21 protein-coding genes are annotated in these 17,527 nt (G+C 66.3%); 7 read left to right on the top strand and 14 right to left on the bottom strand.

Features of this window, described 5'->3' with window-relative positions; all coding sequences use genetic code 11:
* Positions 1-361 precede the first annotated feature (361 nt).
* A complete protein-coding gene (locus TPR58_RS06965; protein WP_346245897.1) occupies positions 362-529 on the top strand; it encodes a hypothetical protein in 168 nt (55 codons plus the stop codon).
* Positions 530-604: 75 nt separating this feature from the next.
* Positions 605-1,837 carry a DNA recombination protein RmuC gene (locus TPR58_RS06970; protein WP_346245898.1) on the top strand — a complete coding sequence of 411 codons (1,233 nt, stop codon included), beginning with the start codon at positions 605-607 and terminating at the stop codon, positions 1,835-1,837.
* Between the two features lie 170 nt (positions 1,838-2,007).
* Here TPR58_RS06970 and TPR58_RS06975 read toward each other — a convergent pair whose 3' ends face one another.
* From TPR58_RS06975 to TPR58_RS07020, 10 genes are all read right to left on the bottom strand, one after another.
* Positions 2,008-2,715: an META domain-containing protein gene (locus TPR58_RS06975; protein ID WP_346245899.1), complete on the bottom strand. Its 708-nt coding sequence runs from the start codon at positions 2,713-2,715 to the stop codon at positions 2,008-2,010.
* 71 nt (positions 2,716-2,786) lie between these two features.
* On the bottom strand, positions 2,787-3,590 hold the full coding sequence (locus TPR58_RS06980; protein ID WP_346245900.1) for a TrmH family RNA methyltransferase: 804 nt from the start codon (positions 3,588-3,590) through the stop codon (positions 2,787-2,789).
* A complete protein-coding gene (gene vapC / locus TPR58_RS06985) occupies positions 3,554-3,973 on the bottom strand; it encodes a type II toxin-antitoxin system VapC family toxin (protein WP_346245901.1) in 420 nt (139 codons plus the stop codon). The genes TPR58_RS06980 and vapC overlap by 37 nt, the downstream gene beginning before the upstream one ends.
* Positions 3,970-4,164 carry a type II toxin-antitoxin system VapB family antitoxin gene (locus TPR58_RS06990; RefSeq protein ID WP_346245902.1) on the bottom strand — a complete coding sequence of 65 codons (195 nt, stop codon included), beginning with the start codon at positions 4,162-4,164 and terminating at the stop codon, positions 3,970-3,972. Before TPR58_RS06990 ends, vapC begins: the two co-directional genes overlap by 4 nt.
* A 50-nt stretch (positions 4,165-4,214) precedes the next feature.
* Entirely contained in the window at positions 4,215-4,487 is a 273-nt protein-coding gene (locus TPR58_RS06995; protein WP_346245903.1) for an HPr family phosphocarrier protein, read from the bottom strand.
* Positions 4,484-4,891: a PTS sugar transporter subunit IIA gene (locus TPR58_RS07000; RefSeq protein WP_346245904.1), complete on the bottom strand. Its 408-nt coding sequence runs from the start codon at positions 4,889-4,891 to the stop codon at positions 4,484-4,486. The genes TPR58_RS06995 and TPR58_RS07000 overlap by 4 nt, the downstream gene beginning before the upstream one ends.
* Positions 4,888-5,823, bottom strand: a complete 936-nt coding sequence (gene rapZ / locus TPR58_RS07005) for an RNase adapter RapZ (RefSeq protein ID WP_346245905.1) — start codon at positions 5,821-5,823, stop codon at positions 4,888-4,890. The genes TPR58_RS07000 and rapZ overlap by 4 nt, the downstream gene beginning before the upstream one ends.
* Positions 5,820-6,275 (bottom strand): HPr kinase/phosphorylase, encoded by a 456-nt coding sequence (locus TPR58_RS07010; RefSeq protein ID WP_346245906.1) that lies wholly within the window; start codon positions 6,273-6,275, stop codon positions 5,820-5,822. The genes rapZ and TPR58_RS07010 overlap by 4 nt, the downstream gene beginning before the upstream one ends.
* Entirely contained in the window at positions 6,272-7,846 is a 1,575-nt protein-coding gene (locus tag TPR58_RS07015; RefSeq protein WP_346245907.1) for a sensor histidine kinase, read from the bottom strand. The genes TPR58_RS07010 and TPR58_RS07015 overlap by 4 nt, the downstream gene beginning before the upstream one ends.
* Positions 7,815-8,522: a response regulator gene (locus tag TPR58_RS07020; protein ID WP_346245908.1), complete on the bottom strand. Its 708-nt coding sequence runs from the start codon at positions 8,520-8,522 to the stop codon at positions 7,815-7,817. The genes TPR58_RS07015 and TPR58_RS07020 overlap by 32 nt, the downstream gene beginning before the upstream one ends.
* 190 nt (positions 8,523-8,712) lie before the next feature.
* Here TPR58_RS07020 and TPR58_RS07025 point away from each other — a divergent pair, with 190 nt between their 5' ends.
* Positions 8,713-10,326: a phosphoenolpyruvate carboxykinase gene (locus tag TPR58_RS07025; protein WP_346245909.1), complete on the top strand. Its 1,614-nt coding sequence runs from the start codon at positions 8,713-8,715 to the stop codon at positions 10,324-10,326.
* Between the two features lie 41 nt (positions 10,327-10,367).
* On the opposite strand, the gene TPR58_RS07030 is transcribed toward TPR58_RS07025, so the two are convergent.
* The 4 genes from TPR58_RS07030 to TPR58_RS07045 are packed head-to-tail and all read right to left on the bottom strand — an operon-like array spanning position 10,368 to position 13,960.
* A complete protein-coding gene (locus TPR58_RS07030) occupies positions 10,368-10,685 on the bottom strand; it encodes a hypothetical protein (protein ID WP_346245910.1) in 318 nt (105 codons plus the stop codon).
* Positions 10,682-12,499 (bottom strand): DUF885 domain-containing protein, encoded by a 1,818-nt coding sequence (locus TPR58_RS07035; RefSeq protein ID WP_346245911.1) that lies wholly within the window; start codon positions 12,497-12,499, stop codon positions 10,682-10,684. The genes TPR58_RS07030 and TPR58_RS07035 overlap by 4 nt, the downstream gene beginning before the upstream one ends.
* 16 nt (positions 12,500-12,515) lie before the next feature.
* A complete protein-coding gene (locus tag TPR58_RS07040) occupies positions 12,516-12,971 on the bottom strand; it encodes an NfeD family protein (RefSeq protein ID WP_346245912.1) in 456 nt (151 codons plus the stop codon).
* A complete protein-coding gene (locus TPR58_RS07045; RefSeq protein ID WP_346245913.1) occupies positions 12,968-13,960 on the bottom strand; it encodes an SPFH domain-containing protein in 993 nt (330 codons plus the stop codon). The genes TPR58_RS07040 and TPR58_RS07045 overlap by 4 nt, the downstream gene beginning before the upstream one ends.
* 53 nt (positions 13,961-14,013) lie before the next feature.
* Here TPR58_RS07045 and TPR58_RS07050 point away from each other — a divergent pair, with 53 nt between their 5' ends.
* The 4 genes from TPR58_RS07050 to TPR58_RS07065 all read left to right on the top strand — a co-directional run bounded on the left by TPR58_RS07050 (position 14,014) and on the right by TPR58_RS07065 (position 17,488).
* Positions 14,014-14,829 (top strand): HpcH/HpaI aldolase/citrate lyase family protein, encoded by an 816-nt coding sequence (locus TPR58_RS07050; RefSeq protein ID WP_346245914.1) that lies wholly within the window; start codon positions 14,014-14,016, stop codon positions 14,827-14,829.
* Between the two features lie 9 nt (positions 14,830-14,838).
* The gene (locus TPR58_RS07055; RefSeq protein WP_346245915.1) at positions 14,839-15,132 is read left to right on the top strand and encodes a hypothetical protein; all 294 of its coding nucleotides are present in this window, start codon (positions 14,839-14,841) and stop codon (positions 15,130-15,132) included.
* A gap of 70 nt (positions 15,133-15,202) precedes the next feature.
* A complete protein-coding gene (gene guaB, locus TPR58_RS07060; RefSeq protein ID WP_346245916.1) occupies positions 15,203-16,660 on the top strand; it encodes an IMP dehydrogenase in 1,458 nt (485 codons plus the stop codon).
* Positions 16,661-16,663: 3 nt separating this feature from the next.
* The gene (locus tag TPR58_RS07065; protein ID WP_346245917.1) at positions 16,664-17,488 is read left to right on the top strand and encodes a TIGR02452 family protein; all 825 of its coding nucleotides are present in this window, start codon (positions 16,664-16,666) and stop codon (positions 17,486-17,488) included.
* The last annotated feature ends 39 nt before the right edge of the window (positions 17,489-17,527 follow it).

The raw sequence follows: 17,527 nt of genomic DNA on the forward strand, positions 1-17,527 counted from the left end.
GTCGAGGCGGGCGGCTATGTCGTGGATCGGACGAAGCGTCGCCGCGCGGGAGATTTCGATATCGGACAGCATTGCGCCGCAGCCATAGTTAGCCCGGTTGCTTGTGCAAACTCCTCCGCTGGTGGTCGAAACTGACTAGGGGTGGAGGTTTTCGTTGCTGCGCGGTCGTTCCGGGGGTATAATGGATTCGTACTCATAACGGAGGCGCCTATAGGTTAGGGCAAGCAAAGCACCTCAATCGTTTCGGTCGAGCGGGGGCGCGGATTAGATCCTGAGTAATTTGAGGGCCCTTGGTACCTCCTATACTCCGCATCAGCCGTTCCCAGGAAATCGCCGAGATACGAGATCCAGGGAGTTTATCATGACCAAGTTCGTTTTCGAGCTTGATGTCGATGATGAGTGCGGATGGCGCTTCACCATTTCTGATCATAGCAACGATATCGTTGCTATGTCGGTGAAGTATTATCCGACTCTGTCGGCTATGCTGCAGGACCTTCGGGGGCTGCAGCCGATCGCTCAAGCACTCTAAAAGGGGGGCGGGTTCGCGTTTGCGGATCCGCTCTTCGTGTTTGGAAACATAATGGATACTGCAAGCATAGTTATAGTGATCATCGCCCTGCTCGCGGGGCTGGCCGTCGGCTGGCTGCTTGGTGGGCGCAGCGGTGCGCAGATGCGCATCGAGCGCGATGCCCGCGATGCCGAATTGCGCGCGGCGCTCTCCGATCTGGGCCGCGCGCAGGTCGAACTCGCCACGCTGCGGGCCGAGACCAGCGGGCTCGAGACGCGCTTCGCCGAACTCGCCGGCCGGGTGCTTGGCCAGGCGCAGGACGCGTTCCTCAAGCGCGCCGATGAGCGGTTCCGCCAGTCCGAGGAAGCGGCGGGGCAGAATCTCAAGTCGCTGCTGCAGCCAGTCGAGGCGACGCTGAAGCGCTATGAGGAGGGCCTCAGCCAGGTCGAGAAGGAACGCGTCGGCAGCTATCAGGCGCTGCGCGAGGCGGTCGGCCTGCTCCATGCCGGGCATACCCAGGTGCGCGACGAGACTGCCAAGCTGGTCAACGCGCTTCGCGCCAGCCCCAAGGCACGCGGTCGCTGGGGCGAGCAGAGCCTGAAGAACGTCCTGGAGCAGGCGGGGCTTTCGCAGTTCGCGGACTTCGCCACCGAAGTCTCGGTCACGACCGAGGATGGGCGGCTGCGCCCCGACGTGATCGTGCGGATGCCCGGCGGTCGCAAGCTGATCATCGATGCGAAATGTTCGCTCAACGCCTTTCTCGATGCCAGCGAGGAAGTCGACGAGGCGCGCCGCGTCGCGCACCTCAAGGCGCATGCCGCCGCGATCCGCCGCCATGCCGAGCAGCTGGGGTCCAAGGCCTATTGGCAGCAGTTCGGCGACGCCGCCGACTATGTAATCCTCTATATCCCCGGCGAGCATTTCCTGACCGCCGCGCTGGAGCAGGACGATCACCTGTGGGAATGGGCATTCGAGCGGCGGGTCCTGCTCGCGACGCCGACCAATCTCGTCGCGATCGCCCGGACCGTCGCCAGCGTCTGGCGTCAGGAGCGACTGGCCGAGGAGGCCGCCGAGATCGCCCGGCTCGGCAAGGAGCTGCACGCGCGGCTTGCGACCATGGGCGGCCATGTCGCCCGGATGGGCCGCAATCTCGATTCCGCCACCAGCGCCTATAACGCGATGGTCGGCAGCCTGGAGAGCCAGGTGATGACCCAGGCCAAGCGCTTCGAGGCGCTGGAGGTATCGGGCGGCGCCAAGGAGATCGAGGCGCTGCCCGTCATCGAAACCGCCACGCGGCCGCTCACCAAGCTGATCGCGGGCGCCGAATAGCGCGGATGGCCAAATATGGACTCGAGCCGGTCGATCTTGAGGCGACCGATCACTTCCGAGTGATTCGACAGTTCACGCTCGATCCCCTTGGAATCGTTGGGGATATGCTCGACGAATAGCGAGGTGGTCGGGCGTCCGCAGGGGAGACGGACGACCCCGACCGTGTCAGATTATCGCGGTCGCGGTCCGCCGCGCGCAGGTGCAAGCACTAGCCGCTTGCCACCCCGGCCGGTCAGCACCAGCTTGCCGCCGCGATTGCGGCTGACGCTCAGCCGCTCGCCGAGCAGCGCGAGCAGGTTGCGCTCCTGAACCTGGGCTGCGCGCCCGATACAGGCGCGGCGTGTCGTGGCGATGGGGCCGGTGGTCAGGAAGCCGCGCTCCAGCCGGAACGACCCGTTCATGCTGTTACAGCCGCTGTTGCCGCTCAGCCGGCCCTCGCGGAAGCTGACGCGGACATCGGCATTGCGGGGCACGACGCCGCCGCTGATGCTCTCGACCGCCCAGTCGCCGTCCAGAACCGATCGCTGCTCGCCGCCGATCGGCGTGCCGCCGCAGCCGCTGAAGCTGCGACCGTCGACGCGGACCGTCACCGTGTCGGGGAAGCTGCGATCGCTCATCCCGTCGCCGCAACCCTTGTGGACGATGTTCACGTCGACCCGGCGCGTGCGATAGATCTCGCCGGCAAATCCGTTGATCGGGCGCGGCGTCGGAACCGTCACCGTCGGCCGTCCCGGCGCCTCGAACCGCATCGTCCGCTTGTCGATCGACAGCGACCAGAACGGCTCGGTCCCCAGCGCCTTGTATGGCGCGGCAGGCTGGGCAAGTGCGGGCGCGGCAAGCGCGGACAGCGCTATGGCGGCGGTCATCAGCAGTCTCATGTTCGTCTCCTCCGACCCATCTCTGGATCCCGATGACTGAACGCGCGATGGCCGTTTTGTTTCGCAGCCGTTCAGCCGCGTCGCCGCTGATTCAGCACTTCATAGGCCATCACCGCAGTCGCGATCGCGGCATTCAGGCTGTCCGCCTTGCCGAGCATCGGGATCTTGACGGTGATGTCGCACGCCGCGGCCATGAAGTCGGGCATGCCCTGCGCCTCGTTGCCGGTCAGAAGGAAGGTGGGCGCCTCGTAGCGCGCGGCCTGATAATCGACCTCGGTATCGAGGCTGAGCCCGACCAGCTGGCCGGGCCCGGCGCGCAGCCAGGTCGCGAATTCTGCCCAATTGGCCCTGGCGACGGGCACGGTGAACAGCGCGCCCATCGATGCGCGCACCGCTTCGACCGAGAAGGGATCGACACAGTCGTCGACCAGGATCAGTCCGCCCGCGCCGATCGCGTCGGCGGTACGCAGGATCGTGCCCAGATTGCCGGGATCGCGCAGCCGCTCCGCCACCAGCCAGATCGGCGCTGCGCTGCGGTCGAGGTCCGATAGTGCGACGGTAAATTCGGGATAGACGCCGACCACCGCGCCCGGATTGTCCTTGCCCGACAGCTTGGAGAGAATATCGGCATTGGTCTCGATCGCTTCGCCGCCTGCGGCTTCGGTCGCGTCGATCAGGTCATGGACCAGCGAATGGGTCGCCATGTCGCGGGCATAGAAGAGATAATCGGGGATTCGCCCCGCCTCCAGCGCCTCGGTCAGGATGCGCAGCCCCTCGGCCAGGAACAGGCCTTCCTCGCGGCGATGCTTCTTGTCGCGGAGGTTGCGGACGCGCTTGATCAGCGGGTTGGAAAAGGCGGTGATTTCACGAGGCATGGTTGCAGCCCCAGATGCTCCACAAACGGGTCGAAGTCACGATCAGAATAGAGCAGCGGTATGCCATCAAGGATACAGCGGGTCGCTATCAGCGTATCGATCGTCTTTCGCACAGTCACGCCCTTCGCCCGCAACGTCCGGAAGTGTCGGGCAGCGCGCTCGGCAACGTCCCACCCACCGATTTCGACAAGGACAAGCGTCGCGAGCAGCGCTTCGGCTTGGACATAGTCGCGGTCGGATGAAAACCCTTGAAGCACCTCGGTCACATTCAGATCGCCGATCGCGACGAGTTCGATTCCCAAGGCCGCATCCAGCCTGTCGGTCTGCGGAGCGGAAACACCACGAAAGAAATCGATCCAGACGCTCGAATCGACCAGGATCATCCGTCGGTTCGCATCGCCTCGAGATCGCCGGTCCAGGCCAGCCTGCCGCGAAGGGCGCGGATATGTCCCTGGCGATGCAGACGAAGCAACGTCCTGAGCCCGAGCTCAACCGCTTCCCGCTTGGTGCGAAGGCCCGTCGCTTCCATCGCATCCGCGATCAATCTGTCATCGATAACGATGTTCGTGCGCATGATGTGTATTCCCGATGTGAATCATACACATGGTGAGGGCTGCGGGAAACTCAATCCTCGCCGAACCGGTCCTCGACCAGCTTGGCCAGCGCGGCGACCGCATCGGCGGCGCCGTCGCCCTCGGCGCTGATGGTGATGGTATCGCCCATCGCCGCGCCGAGCATCATCAGGCCCATGATGGAGGTCGCCGTGACGGCCGATCCGTTCTTTTCGACCGTGACCGGTACCGTCTGGCTGGACGCCAGCGTCACCAGCTTCGCGCTGGCGCGCGCGTGCAGGCCACGGCGGTTGGCGATGAGAACGGTGCGGCTCGTTCCGCTCATGCAGCAGCCTCTCCCAGCACTTCGGACGCGACGGTGATGTATTTCTTGCCTGCGTCGCGCGCGGCGGCGACCGCTTCGGTCACCTTCATCGTCTTGCGGGCACCGCCAAGCCGGATCAGCATCGGCAGGTTGATGCCGGCGATCACCTCGACCTTGCCCGCCTGCATCAGCGAGATGGCCAGGTTGGACGGGGTGCCGCCGAACAGGTCGGTCAGCACGATCACGCCGCGCCCGCCATCCACCTCGGCAATCGCCTTGGCGATGTCGGCACGGCGTTCTTCCATATCGTCTTCGGGGCCGATGCAGATGGGCGCGATGCGCTCCTGCTGACCCACCACATGCTCCATCGCGACCACGAACTCTTCGGCGAGCCGCCCGTGCGTCACGAGTACGAGACCAATCATTTCACCTGAACTCCGCCCCCTGATGCCGCCGCCGGCGCCCCTTCAAGCGAATCCTGCGGCGCAGTCTGCAGATCGCGATGGGTCACCGTGGGCGAAAAACCTTCCTCGCGCAACCGCGCGGCAACCCGTTCCGCGACATGCACGGAACGATGGCGGCCACCGGTGCATCCGAACGCTATCGTAACATAGGATTTTCCTTCGGCCTCGTAGCGCGGCAGCAGCAGGAGGAGCAGCGACTCGATCTCGACCATTGCCTGATCATAGGCCGGGTCGCTGGCGATATAGGCCGAGACGTCCTCGTCCTTGCCCGTTCCGGGACGCAGCGCGTCGACCCAGTGCGGATTGCGCAGGAAGCGCATGTCCAGGACCAGATCGGCATTGCTGGGCAGGCCCCGGGCAAAGCCGAACGACATTACCGACAGCGTGGGTTCGCGGTCGCCGGCAAAGGTCGCCCGGATCTGGTGCGCCAGCTCGTTCGACGCCAGGCTGGTCGTGTCGATCAGCCGGTTCGACCAGCGCCGCAGCGGCATCAGCAGGTTGCGCTCATGCGCGATGCCGTCGCTCGCCGGCCGGTCCTGCGCCAGCGGGTGGCGGCGGCGCGTCTCGCTGTACCGGCGTTCCAGCTCGGCGCCGGCGCAATCGAGGAACAGCGTGCCGATGTCGTGGCCGTGATCCTCGCGCAGCTTCTTGATGCGGCGCACGATGCTCTCGGCGTCGAAACCGCGCGTGGCGACGCCGATGCCGACCGCCAGCGGGCGATCATCGTCGCCGTCCTCGCGCGGGGCGGTGTCGAGCAGGCGGTTGAGCAGCAGCAGCGGCAGATTGTCGACCGTCTCCCAACCCAGATCCTCCAGCGTACGCAGCACGGTCGACTTGCCGGCGCCGGACATGCCGGTCACCAACAGGATCTGTTTCGGGCGCGGCTTGCTCACGCGCCGATCCGTTTGAGCGCCAGTTCGACCTTGATCGGCGCAGACGGCTCGAGCGCGGGAAGGGGGAGGACGGGCACCTCGACGCCGGCGATCCGTCGCGTCCGGCGATCCTCGGGAAAGCGTGGCGGCGAATCGAGGATCTCGATGACCAGCGCCACCGGCACCTTGTCGACATGCGGCATCTCGACGATGCCGATGCCGCGCACCTCGATCTTGCCGGCGATGGTGGCAGGCGACGATGCGATCAGGGCACTTCCGCCGCGATCCGGGCGATGACAGATCGTCTGGTCGTCGGAGACCAAGGACGCGCCGCGATCGATCAGCCGCAGCGCCAGGTCCGACTTGCCCTCGCCCGATCCCCCCTCGATCAGCACGGCGCGGCCGTCGATCGCCACGCAGCTTGCGTGGATCGTTTCGGACGACAGTTGAGGCACCCTCAGTTCGACCATCATTCGCCCTCGGCCAGGGGCAGACGGACCACGAATCGCGCCCCGCTCACCCGATCCTCGCGGCTTTCCACCACGATGCTTCCCTGATGCCCCTCGACAATCGTACGCGCGATGGCAAGCCCCAAGCCGGAATGCTGGCCAAAAGCCTCGCTGGCGGGACGAACGGTGTGAAAACGGCGGAAAACCGCGTCGCGCGCTTCCTCGGGCACGCCGGGGCCGTCATCCTCGACGCGAACGGTCAGCATGCGATCGTCGCTGGTGGCGGAGATCGCGATCAGCCCGCCCTCGGGCGAGAACGAGATCGCATTCTCGATCAGATTGTCGAACACCCGCTCGAGCCGGGCGCCTTCGCCCAGCACGACCAGCGGCGCGTCGCTCGTCCGATCGAACACCAATCGGATGCCCAGCGGCAGCCCGCGCGCCTCGCGCTGGTCGATCAGCGCCTGGACCATCTGCCCGATATCGATCGGCTCGAACGTCGCGCGGCTCAGCTGTGCATCCAGGCGCGATGCCTCGGAAATGTCGGTGATCAGCCGGTCGAGCCGCAGGACATCGTCGCGGACGATTTCCAGCAGCTGGTCGCGATGTTCCTGCTTCCTGACCGTCGCCAGGCTGTCGACCGCCGATCGCAGCGACGCCAGCGGGTTCTTCAGCTCGTGGGTCACGTCGGCGGCGAAGGCCTCCGTCGCATCGATCCGAGCGCGCAAGGCCTGGGTCATGTCGGACAGGGCGCGCGCCAGCAGCCCGATTTCGTCCGAGCGCGAGGGCAGGCGGGGAACCACCACCTCGCGCGCGCGCCCCAGCCGGACGCGGATTGCGGCGCGCGCCAGGTGACGCAGCGGGCGGACGATCGTGCGCGCCAGGAACAGCGACAGGAAGATCGAGGCGAGCGAGACGATCAGCAGCACCACGCCCAGGCGATAGCGCTCGATCCGGACCGTCTGGGTGATGTCGCGTGCGTTCACCGTGGTCATGACGACGCCTAGCCCGGTGATCGGCGCGGCGGCGGTGATGATCGGGGTGCGATCGGGCGCGCGCCATACGGTCGCCGGTGCGCCGTGGGTTTCCGCCGCGGTCTGGACATCGGGCCAGTCGAATCCCTGATGCGGGTCGCGTTCGCGATATTGCGGGGCGCGATCGGCGCCGGCGACGGTGTCGATCACCGCATCCAGGAATCGCGCGATCGACTGGTTCCACGGATCCTTGTCGGGGTCGCGCAGCACGACGTTGCGCAGGCCCAGGTCGCGGCTGTCGGACAGCATCACGCCCTTCTGGTCGTACAGCCGCACGCGCACGCCCATGTCGCGCGCCAGGCTGAGCACCAGCAGGTCGCGACGCTCCTTGGTTGCCGAGGCGAGCGACTGGGCGATCAGTCGCGCCTCGCGGCTGGCCTGCGCCATCCGGCTCTCGACGATCCGGCTGCGATAGGAATCGAGATAGAAGAAGCCGCCGGCCAGCAGCGCTAGGGCGAAGATGTTGACCGCCAGGATTCGCGGAGTCAGCGAAATCCTGTTGGACAATTTGAGCGCGAGGCCGCGCTCGTCACTCGTCCGAGAAGCGATATCCGGCCCCATAGAGCGTCTCGATGGCATCGAAGTCGGAATCGACCTGGCGGAACTTCCGCCGGACGCGCTTGATATGGCTGTCGATGGTCCGGTCATCGACATAGATATCGTCCTGATAGGCCGCATCCATCAGCTGGTTGCGGGTCTTCACGATCCCCGGGCGCTGCGCCAGGGTCTCGAGGATCAGGAATTCGGTGACGGTCAGCGTGACGTTGGTGCCGTCCCAGGTGACGCGGTGGCGTGCCGGGTCCATCGCCAACCGGCCGCGGACCAGCGGCTGGGCCGCCTCCTGCGGCTGCCCCTCGATCGAGGGCAGGCTGGCCTCGGTGCGGCGCAGGATCGCGCGGATTCGGGCGATCAGCAGCCGCTGGCTGAACGGCTTCGAGATATAGTCGTCGGCGCCCATGGCGAGGCCGAGCGCCTCGTCCAGTTCGTCATCCTTGCTGGTGAGGAAGATGACGGGGATCGGCCGTTTCTCGCGCAGGCGGCGCAGCAGCTCTAGCCCGTCCATCTTCGGCATCTTGATGTCGAGCACGGCCAGGTCGGGCGGATTCTCGATCAGCGCCTTCAGCGCGCTTTCGCCGTCCGAATAGACCCGTGTGAGAAAGCCTTCGGTCTGAAGCGCGATCGAGACAGAGGTGAGGATATTGCGGTCGTCATCGACCAGCGCGATCGTCGCCGTCATCCGACGTACGGGGCGTTGCTGCGAGCCATTGGCCCACCGTTAGACCAAAGTTTCTCACCGCTCAATCCGATGACATCGGTTACCCTGAATCTGACAACGTTTACACGGATTGACCCCGGTTTCGGTGGGTGCTTACCGCCGGCCAACGTCAGTCAAGCGTCAGAGAATGCGGCGCAACCGGGAGACGACCATGAACACGCGCACGCCGAGCCACGCGCTCGACGCACAGGGCATCGCGACCGATGCCACGACTCACTGGAACCTGATCACCGCCCCCCTGATCGAACACGCCGTCCGCCGCGGCGAGGGGCGACTGGCCAAGGACGGTCCGCTGGTCGTCACGACCGGCAAGCACACCGGGCGCTCCGCCAAGGACAAGTTCATCGTCCGCGATGCCGAGACCGAAGGCACCGTCTGGTGGGGCGATACCAATCGCGGCATGACGCCCGAGCATTTCGCCGCGCTGAAGGCCGACTTCCTGGCCGAAGTGGCCGCGCGCGACACCCTTTTCGTCCAGGACCTGTATGGCGGTTCCCAGCCCGAGCACCGCGTCCGCGTGCGGGTGATCAACGAACTCGCCTGGCACAATCTGTTCATCCGCACCTTGCTGGTGCGGCCGTCGGAGGACGAGCTATCGGGCTTCGTCCCCGAATATACGATCATCGACCTGCCGAGCTTCCGCGCCGACCCGGATCGCCACGGCTCCCGCAGCGAGACGGTGATCGCGGTCAACTTTACCGAGAAGCTGATCCTGATCGGCGGCACCGCCTATGCGGGCGAGATGAAGAAGTCGGTCTTCGGCCTGCTCAACTATCTGCTGCCGGTCGACGGCATCATGCCGATGCACTGTTCGGCCAATATCGGCCCCGACGGCGATACCGCGGTCTTCTTCGGCCTGTCGGGCACCGGCAAGACGACGCTGTCCGCCGATGCCAGCCGCACGCTGATCGGCGACGACGAGCATGGCTGGTCGGACGAGGCGGTCTTCAATTTCGAGGGCGGCTGCTATGCCAAGATGATCAACCTGTCGGCCGAGGCCGAGCCCGAGATCTTCGCCACGACCCGGCGCTTCGGCACGGTGCTCGAAAATGTCGTGATGGAGCCCGACACGCGCGAGCTCGACCTGTTCGACAACAGCCTGGCCGAGAACAGCCGCGGGTCCTATCCGCTCGACTTCATCCCGAACACCAGCGCGCGCAACCTGGGGCCGGTGCCGAAGAACATCATCTTCCTGACCGCCGATGCCTATGGCGTGCTGCCTCCGATCGCGCAGTTGACCCCGGAACAGGCGATGTACCACTTCCTGTCGGGCTATACCGCGCGCGTCGCCGGGACCGAGATCGGCGTGACCGAGCCGACCGCCACCTTCTCGACCTGCTTCGGTGCGCCGTTCATGCCGCGCCACCCCTCGGTCTATGGCAATCTGCTCAAGGAGCGGATCGCGAAGGGCGGGGTGAAGTGCTGGCTGGTCAATACCGGTTGGTCGGGCGGCAAGGCGACGATGCCGGGGATCAAGCGGATGCCGATCCGCGTGACCCGTGCGCTGCTCAATGCCGCGCTGGACGGCAGCCTGGCCTCGGCCGAGTTCCGCAAGGACCCGAATTTCGGCTTCATGGTGCCGGTCGCGGTCGAGGGCGTCGATCCAAACATGCTCGATCCGCGGGCGGCCTGGGCCGACAAGGGCGACTATGACCTGACCGCCGCGCGGCTGGTCGACGAGTTCGTCGCCAACTTCGCGCAGTTTGCGGATCATGTCGACGAAGGCGTGCGTCAGGCGGCACCGCGCTCGACCGAAGTGGCCTGAGGCGACCGGCGGCCGGGCCATCCAGGCCCGGCCGTCACGGGTCAGAACGGCAGGCTGTTTCGCACGACCTCGTGATGCTCGACCGTCTCGGGGCGGTCGAGCAGATAGCGGTCATCCTCGGGATAATAGCGGGCGACCGTGATATCCTCGCCGGCGAAGCCGCGAATGTCGTCCAGGCTGCGCCACCAGCTGAGCGTCGTCACCTCGCTGGTGCCGTCGCCCAGGTCACGGAACAGCATCTGGAAGCCCAGATTGCCCGGCGTCGATCCGTAATCGGCGCCGCCCGTTTCCTCGATATAGGCGGCATAGGCGTCGCGCTCGGCGGTGCGGATGCGACTGGACCAGCGGCGCAGGATCACGCCTTGCGTTCCGCGATGTGGCGGTCGATCACGCGACCGAGCACCGTCATCGGCACGTTGCCGCCCAGCACCATCGCGTCGTTGAACGCCTTGAAGTCGTAGCGCGGGCCGAGTTCGCTCTTCACCCGGTCGCGCAGGCGGTTGATCTCGCTATGCCCGACCTTGTAGCCGCAGGCTTGGCCCGGCCACGAGCAATAGCGATCGACCTCGCCCTGTACCTCGTCGACCGACGATCCGTTGGTGGAGGCGAACCATTCGATCGCCTGCTGCCGCGTCCAGCGCTTGGCATGGAGGCCGGTGTCGACCACCAGCCGGCAGGCGCGGAACGCCAGACTCTGCAGATAGCCCAGCCGCTCGACCGGGTTTGCGTCATATACCCCCAGTTCGTCGGCGATCTGCTCGGCATAGAGCGCCCAGCCTTCGCTATAGGCGTTGAACTGCAGCAGCGAGCGGACCAGCGGCAGCTTGAACGTATATTCGCCCTGCCAGGCATGGCCGGGGATCGATTCGTGATAGGCGAGGTCGGGCAGGCTGTAGCTCGTCCAGATGTCGGTGGTGCGCAGGTTGATCCACAGCCGGCCGGGCGTCTTGCCGTCGATCGATCCGGGGCCGCCATAGGCGCCGGGCGCGCCGGGCTCCTCGGCGAGCGGCAGGCGCTTCACCTCAACATTGCCCGGGACCAGCGTGTTGAACGCCTGCGGCATCCGCCCGCGCATGTCGGTGATCCGCTCGGTCAGCAGCTTGACGATCGCCGCGCGGCCCTCGTCCGTGTTCGGATAGGTGAAGCGCGGATCCTTGCCGAGCGCGGTCATCCGCGCGCCGACGCTGCCCTGCGCATAGCCCTGCTGCTTGAGGATGACGTCCATCTTCGCCTGAAGTTCGGCAAGCTCCGCCAGGCCCTGTTTGTGCACCTCGTCGGGGCTGCGATCGGTCGTGGTCCCGGCGCGCAGGGCCCAGGCATAATAGGCGTCGCCATCGGGGAATTTCCACACGCCCGCGTCGCCGGTCGCCTTGGCCCGGTGGCGCTGGAGCTCGGCGATCTGGCGGTCGAGCGCCGGAATGACGGCAGAGGTGCAGATATCGAATGCGCGCTGACCGAAATCGCCCTTCATCCCCGCGGTGCGGTTGGCGAGCGAGGTGACGACGCCCCAAGCGGCGACATGACCGCTGCGCGCCAGCGTGATCTGCTTCAGGCATTTGTCGAGGAGGAAATCGGGCGCGACCACGCCCTTGCCCTCGGCGATCTTCAGCCGCTCGGTTTCGCCATCCAGCTGACCGGCATAGGCGGCGAGCCGGTCGAGATAGGCCTCGCCGTCCGCGGGGGTCTCGATGCGGTGCTCATTCTCCAGCATGCGCGGCGTGTCGAGGAACGCGCCGACATTCTGGACGACGACATAGGGCGAGTTGCGCCATCCGCCGACCGCGACATCGCCATAGCCGAACTTCATCCCGTCCAGCCCGGACTGGAAGGCGGTCTTCACCACGTCGACATTGACGCGCATCGTATGGTCGAGGCTGTCGGGGTCCAGCGTCGACAGGTCGGCGATCCCCTTGCGGAGATGGTCGGCGACCGCCTGCTTGCCCTTGGTCGTTCGATCCTCGAGCCGCTGTTTCAGCTTCGCCCGCTTGCCGGTGTCGATGCCCAGCTGCGTCGCGGCCTCGGGCGAATCGACCAGCAACTGCTCGGCAATGGCCGTCAGCATCGTCTCGGCGCGCGCATCGGCTGCGCCAGCTGCCAGCGCGCGCGCGGGCAGGGTGGACAGGGCGGCGGTGGCGCCCGCCCCGATCAGAAGGGTACGGCGGTCGGTACGCATCAACTTCTCCGAATCTTCAGGAAATCACGGGCTCGACATCGAGCGACCCGTCGCGCTGCCCGACGATGCGGACCCGCGCGCCGGTGGGCGCGTCCAGCCCGCGCGCCGGCCATTCGCCATCGCCAACCCGCACCCGGCCTTCGCCGGCAATGATCGGATGCGACACGGTGACCGTCTGGCCGATCAGCCTTGCTATACGATCGTTCAACAACGGGTCGCTGCTGGGCACTGGGCGATCGACATACCAGCGGCGCCCGACCGCGACGGCGACCGAGGACGCGACCGCGAAGATGCCGATCTCGACGAAGACCGGCAGCGGCAGGACCAGCGCGATCAGGCCGGTCGCGGCGGCGCCGGCGGCGATGAAGACCAGGAAGATGCCCGGCACGATCAGCTCGACGATCGCCAGCACCGCGGCCAGCGCCAGCCAGGCGATGCCAGGCTGCGCCAATATGGCCTGCAGCTCGTTCATTGGTTGGGCTCCGGCGTCAGGAACGGCTGCGGCCGCTCACGCCGCGGCGGGGTGGGCGGGGCGGGGGGCGTGGGACCATTGCCCAGTGCCTCGCGCGCCAGCTCGCCGATGCCGCCCAGCGTGCCGATCAGCTGGGTCGCCTCGACCGGGAACAGGATCGTCTTGGCATTGGGCGAGGTAGCGAACTTGGCGACCGCATCGACATATTTCTGCGCGACGAAATAGTTGATCGCGCTGGCCGATCCCTTGGCGATCGCGTCGGACACCAGCTCGGTCGCCTTGGCCTCGGCCTCGGCGGCGCGCTCGCGCGCCTCGGCGTCGCGGAAGGCGGCTTCCTTGCGACCCTCGGCCTCGAGGATCTTCGACTGTTTCTGGCCCTCGGCGCGCAGGATCTCGGAGGCGCGCGTGCCTTCCGCCTCGAGGATGTTCGCGCGCTTCTCGCGCTCTGCCTTCATCTGGCGGCCCATCGCGTTGACGATGTCGGCGGGCGGACGGATGTCCTTGATCTCGACCCGGGTGATCTTCACGCCCCAAGGCGTGGTTGCATGATCGACCACCGACAACAGCCGCGCGTTGATCTCGTCGCGCTTCGACAGCGTCTCGTCGAGGTCCATCGAGCCCATCACGGTGCGCAGGTTCGTCGTCGTCAGCTGGAGCAGCGCGACATAGAGGTCCGACACCTCATAGGCGGCCTTGGCGGCGTCGAGGACCTGGAAGAACACCACGCCGTCGGTGGAGATCATCGCATTGTCCTTGGTGATGATCTCCTGGCCCGGAATGTCGATCACCTGTTCCATCATGTTCACCTTGCGGCCGACACGGTAGAAGAAGGCGGGATAGAAATTCAGACCCGGCGAGGCGACCGCGGTGAAGCGGCCGAAATGCTCGATCGTGTATTGATAGCCCTGGGTGACGATCTTGAGGCTGGAAAAGAGGTAGAGGATCACGACTGCCAGCGCGAGCATGGCCAGGATAAACAGCGGGTCCATCTTCGATTCTCACCTCTCGCAAAACCTGTCCCTTGCTAGCATAGGCAACGGCCATGACCACAGCCCTTGCGCCCCGCACCGCCCTGTTCCTCCCCGCTTCCAATGCCCGCGCGATCGAGAAGGCGCACGGCCTGGATGCCGAGATGGTGATCCTCGACCTCGAAGACGCGGTGAAGCCGGCGTTGAAGGACGAAGCGCGGGCCATGGCGGTGGCAGCGGCCGGGGAGGATTGGGGTGCCCGAATCCTGGCCATCCGCGTCAATGGCCGCGGCACGGCCGAACATGACGCCGACCTCGCCGCGGTGCGCGACAGCGCGTGCCGGCTGGCGGTCCTGCCCAAGGCGGAGTCGCCCGATCAGGTCGCGGCCGTGATCGCCGCGCTCGGCGGCGCCCGGCTGATCGCGATGATCGAGACGCCGCGCGGGGTCCTGAACGCCGCGGCGATCGCCGCGGTCCCGGGTGTGATCGGCCTGCTCGCCGGGACCAACGACCTGCGTGCGGAGCTGCGCATCCCCCCGGTCGCCAGCCGGGACAGCCTGTCGCTGGCGCTTCAGTCGATCGTGCTTGCCGCGCGGGCCGCCGGCATCTGTGCGTTCGACGGCGTGTTCAACGGGCTGGACGATGCCGACGGTCTGGCCGACGAGGCGCGCCATGGTCGCGCGCTCGGCTTCGACGGCAAGTCGCTGATCCACCCGAACCAGATCGCGACCACCGCGCTGGCCTTTGGACCGACCGACGCCGAACTCGCCGATGCCCGTGCCCTGATCGAAGCCGCGACCGGCGGGGCGGAGCGGTTCCGCGATCGCATGATCGAGGCGATGCATGTCGATCAGGCGCGCGCCTTGATCGCCCGCGCCGATCGACCCTAGGATGGCGTCATGGTGTTCGATCTTCGCGGCGCCTTGCTGAAGAAGGAGGAAATCGAGTCCGCGCGGCTGATGGACTTCGAATTCCGCCTGCGCGCCCGCACGATGAGGATGCTGGCGGCTGCGATCGGGCACGACCCGGAGGCAATGGTCGGGCGGATTGCGCTTCAGGAGGACGAGGCGATCCTGGCGGATCTCGATCCAGCCAATCCCGACATCCGCGCCGACTTCGCCCGGGCGCGGGACGAGGCCAGGCGCCGGTTGATCGCCGAACGCGGCGATCCGACCCCGCACAAGCTGGCCTGACCCCCTAGCGTTTCCGGGAGGGCGCGTTTACATGGCTCGCCAACCTCCGACTCAGGATCTTGGCACCCACATGGAAATCCCTCTCGGCCTTACCTTCGACGACGTTCTGCTGCTTCCGGCGGAATCCGAAGTGCTGCCCAGCCAGGCCGACACCCGCACCTTCGTCACGCGCAACCTGGCGCTGAACATCCCGATCCTGTCCTCGGCGATGGATACCGTCACCGAGATGGACATGGCGATCGTCATGGCTCAGCTCGGCGGCATCGGCGTGCTCCACCGCAATCTCGATGTCGACCAGCAGGTCGAGGCGGTTCGCCAGGTGAAGCGCTTCGAAAGCGGCATGGTCGTCAACCCGATCACGATGACGCCCGACGGCACGCTGGCCGAAGCGCGCGCGCTGATGGAGCGCCACCGGATCAGCGGCATCCCGATCGTCGAGGAAAGCGGCAAGCTGGTCGGCATCCTCACCAATCGCGACGTCCGCTTCGCCGGCAATCCGGACCAGCCGGTCTCGGAGCTGATGACGCACGAGAATCTGGCCACCGTCTCGGTCGGCGTCGGCCAGGAGGAGGCGCGCAAGCTGCTGCACCAGCGCCGGATCGAAAAGCTGCTGGTCGTCGACGACGCCTATCGCTGCGTCGGCCTGATCACCGTGAAGGACATCGAGAAGGCGGTCACCTACCCGCACGCGACCAAGGACGCTGCCGGGCGCCTGTGCGTCGCGGCTGCGACGACCGTGGGCGACAAGGGTTTCGAGCGGACCGAGGCGCTGGTCGATGCCGAGGTCGATCTGGTCGTGATCGACACCGCGCACGGCCATAACCGGGATGTCGCGCGCGCCGTCGAGCGCCTGAAGAAGCTGTCGAACAGCGTCCAGGTGATCGCCGGCAACATCGCGACGGGCGATGCCGCACAGGCGCTGATCGATGCCGGCGCGGACGGGCTGAAGGTCGGCATCGGCCCGGGCTCGATCTGCACCACGCGCATCGTCGCCGGCGTGGGCGTGCCGCAGCTGACCGCAGTGATGGAAGCGGCAAAGGTCGCGCAGAAGGCCGGCGTGCCGGTGATCGCCGATGGCGGCATCCGCACCTCGGGCGACATCGCCAAGGCGCTTGCCGCGGGCGCATCCAGCGCGATGATCGGCTCGCTGCTGGCCGGCACCGCCGAGGCCCCGGGGGAAACCTTCCTGTACCAGGGCCGCGCCTACAAGGCGTATCGCGGCATGGGTTCGGTCGGCGCGATGGCGCGCGGATCGGCGGATCGCTATTTCCAGCAGGACATCAAGGACCAGCTCAAGCTGGTGCCCGAAGGCATCGAGGGCCAGGTCGCGTTCAAGGGCCCGGCCAAGGACGTGATCCACCAGCTGGTCGGCGGCATCAAGGCAGCGATGGGCTATACCGGCTCGCACACGATCCCCGAGCTGCAGGAGCGCGCGCGCTTCGTCCGCATCACCAATGCCGGTCTGCGCGAGAGCCATGTCCATGACGTGACGATCACGCGCGAGGCGCCGAACTATCCGACGCGCTGATCGATGAACCGCGCCGCCCGCGTCGCGCTGGCCGAGGAGACGCTCGCGATTATCGATCGCGGGACCTATGCCGACGAGTTTGGCGCGACAGTGTCGATCCGTGACGCGGTGACTGAGGCGGTCGCGAGCGCCCGCCTGTATCGCGACGCTGACTTCCCGACGCAGATGGAAGTTGAGCGTCGCTTTGCGGCTACCGCGTTCGAGCTGACCGGAGAGACGACGCTGCAAGCTGCGGAGCGGCTTGTTGGGGAAGGTGCTAAAGATCTTTTTGCGCTGAATTTCGCCTCGGCGAAGAATCCGGGCGGGGGCTTTCTGAACGGATCGCAGGCGCAGGAAGAGTCACTCGCTCGGGCCTCTGCACTCTACCCGACCCAGATGGCGCAGTTCGAACTCTACGAGCATAATCGCGCTCGCTCGACATGCCTCTACTCCGACTGGATGCTGTATTCGCCCGGCGTTCCCGTGTTTCGTCGTGACGATGGCCATCTGTTGGCGACACCATATATGGTGAGCTTCCTGACAGCACCGGCGGTCAACGCAGGAGCGGTGTGGCAGAATGAGCCTGACCGCGCCAACCTGATCGATGCTACGAACCGCGAACGCGCGCGCAAGCTGATTTGGGTGGCCAATCGCCACGGGCATTCGGTGCTCGTGCTCGGCGCATGGGGCTGTGGCGTATTTCGCAATGATGCGGGCGCCATCGCGCAAATGTTCCACGATCTTTTGTCTGGCGAGTTTGCTGGCTGCTTCAGCCGGGTGGTCATGGCGGTGTACGACGCGACGCGCGATCAGCAGGTGCGAGGCGCGTTTGCTCCATATTTCGACTGAACTGACACACCTTCCGACATCAGGGGCGCTGTCACTTCC

It is taken from the genome of Sphingomonas rustica, assembly GCF_039652585.1.
In the GTDB taxonomy this organism is placed as follows: Bacteria; Pseudomonadota; Alphaproteobacteria; order Sphingomonadales; family Sphingomonadaceae; genus Sphingomonas; species Sphingomonas rustica.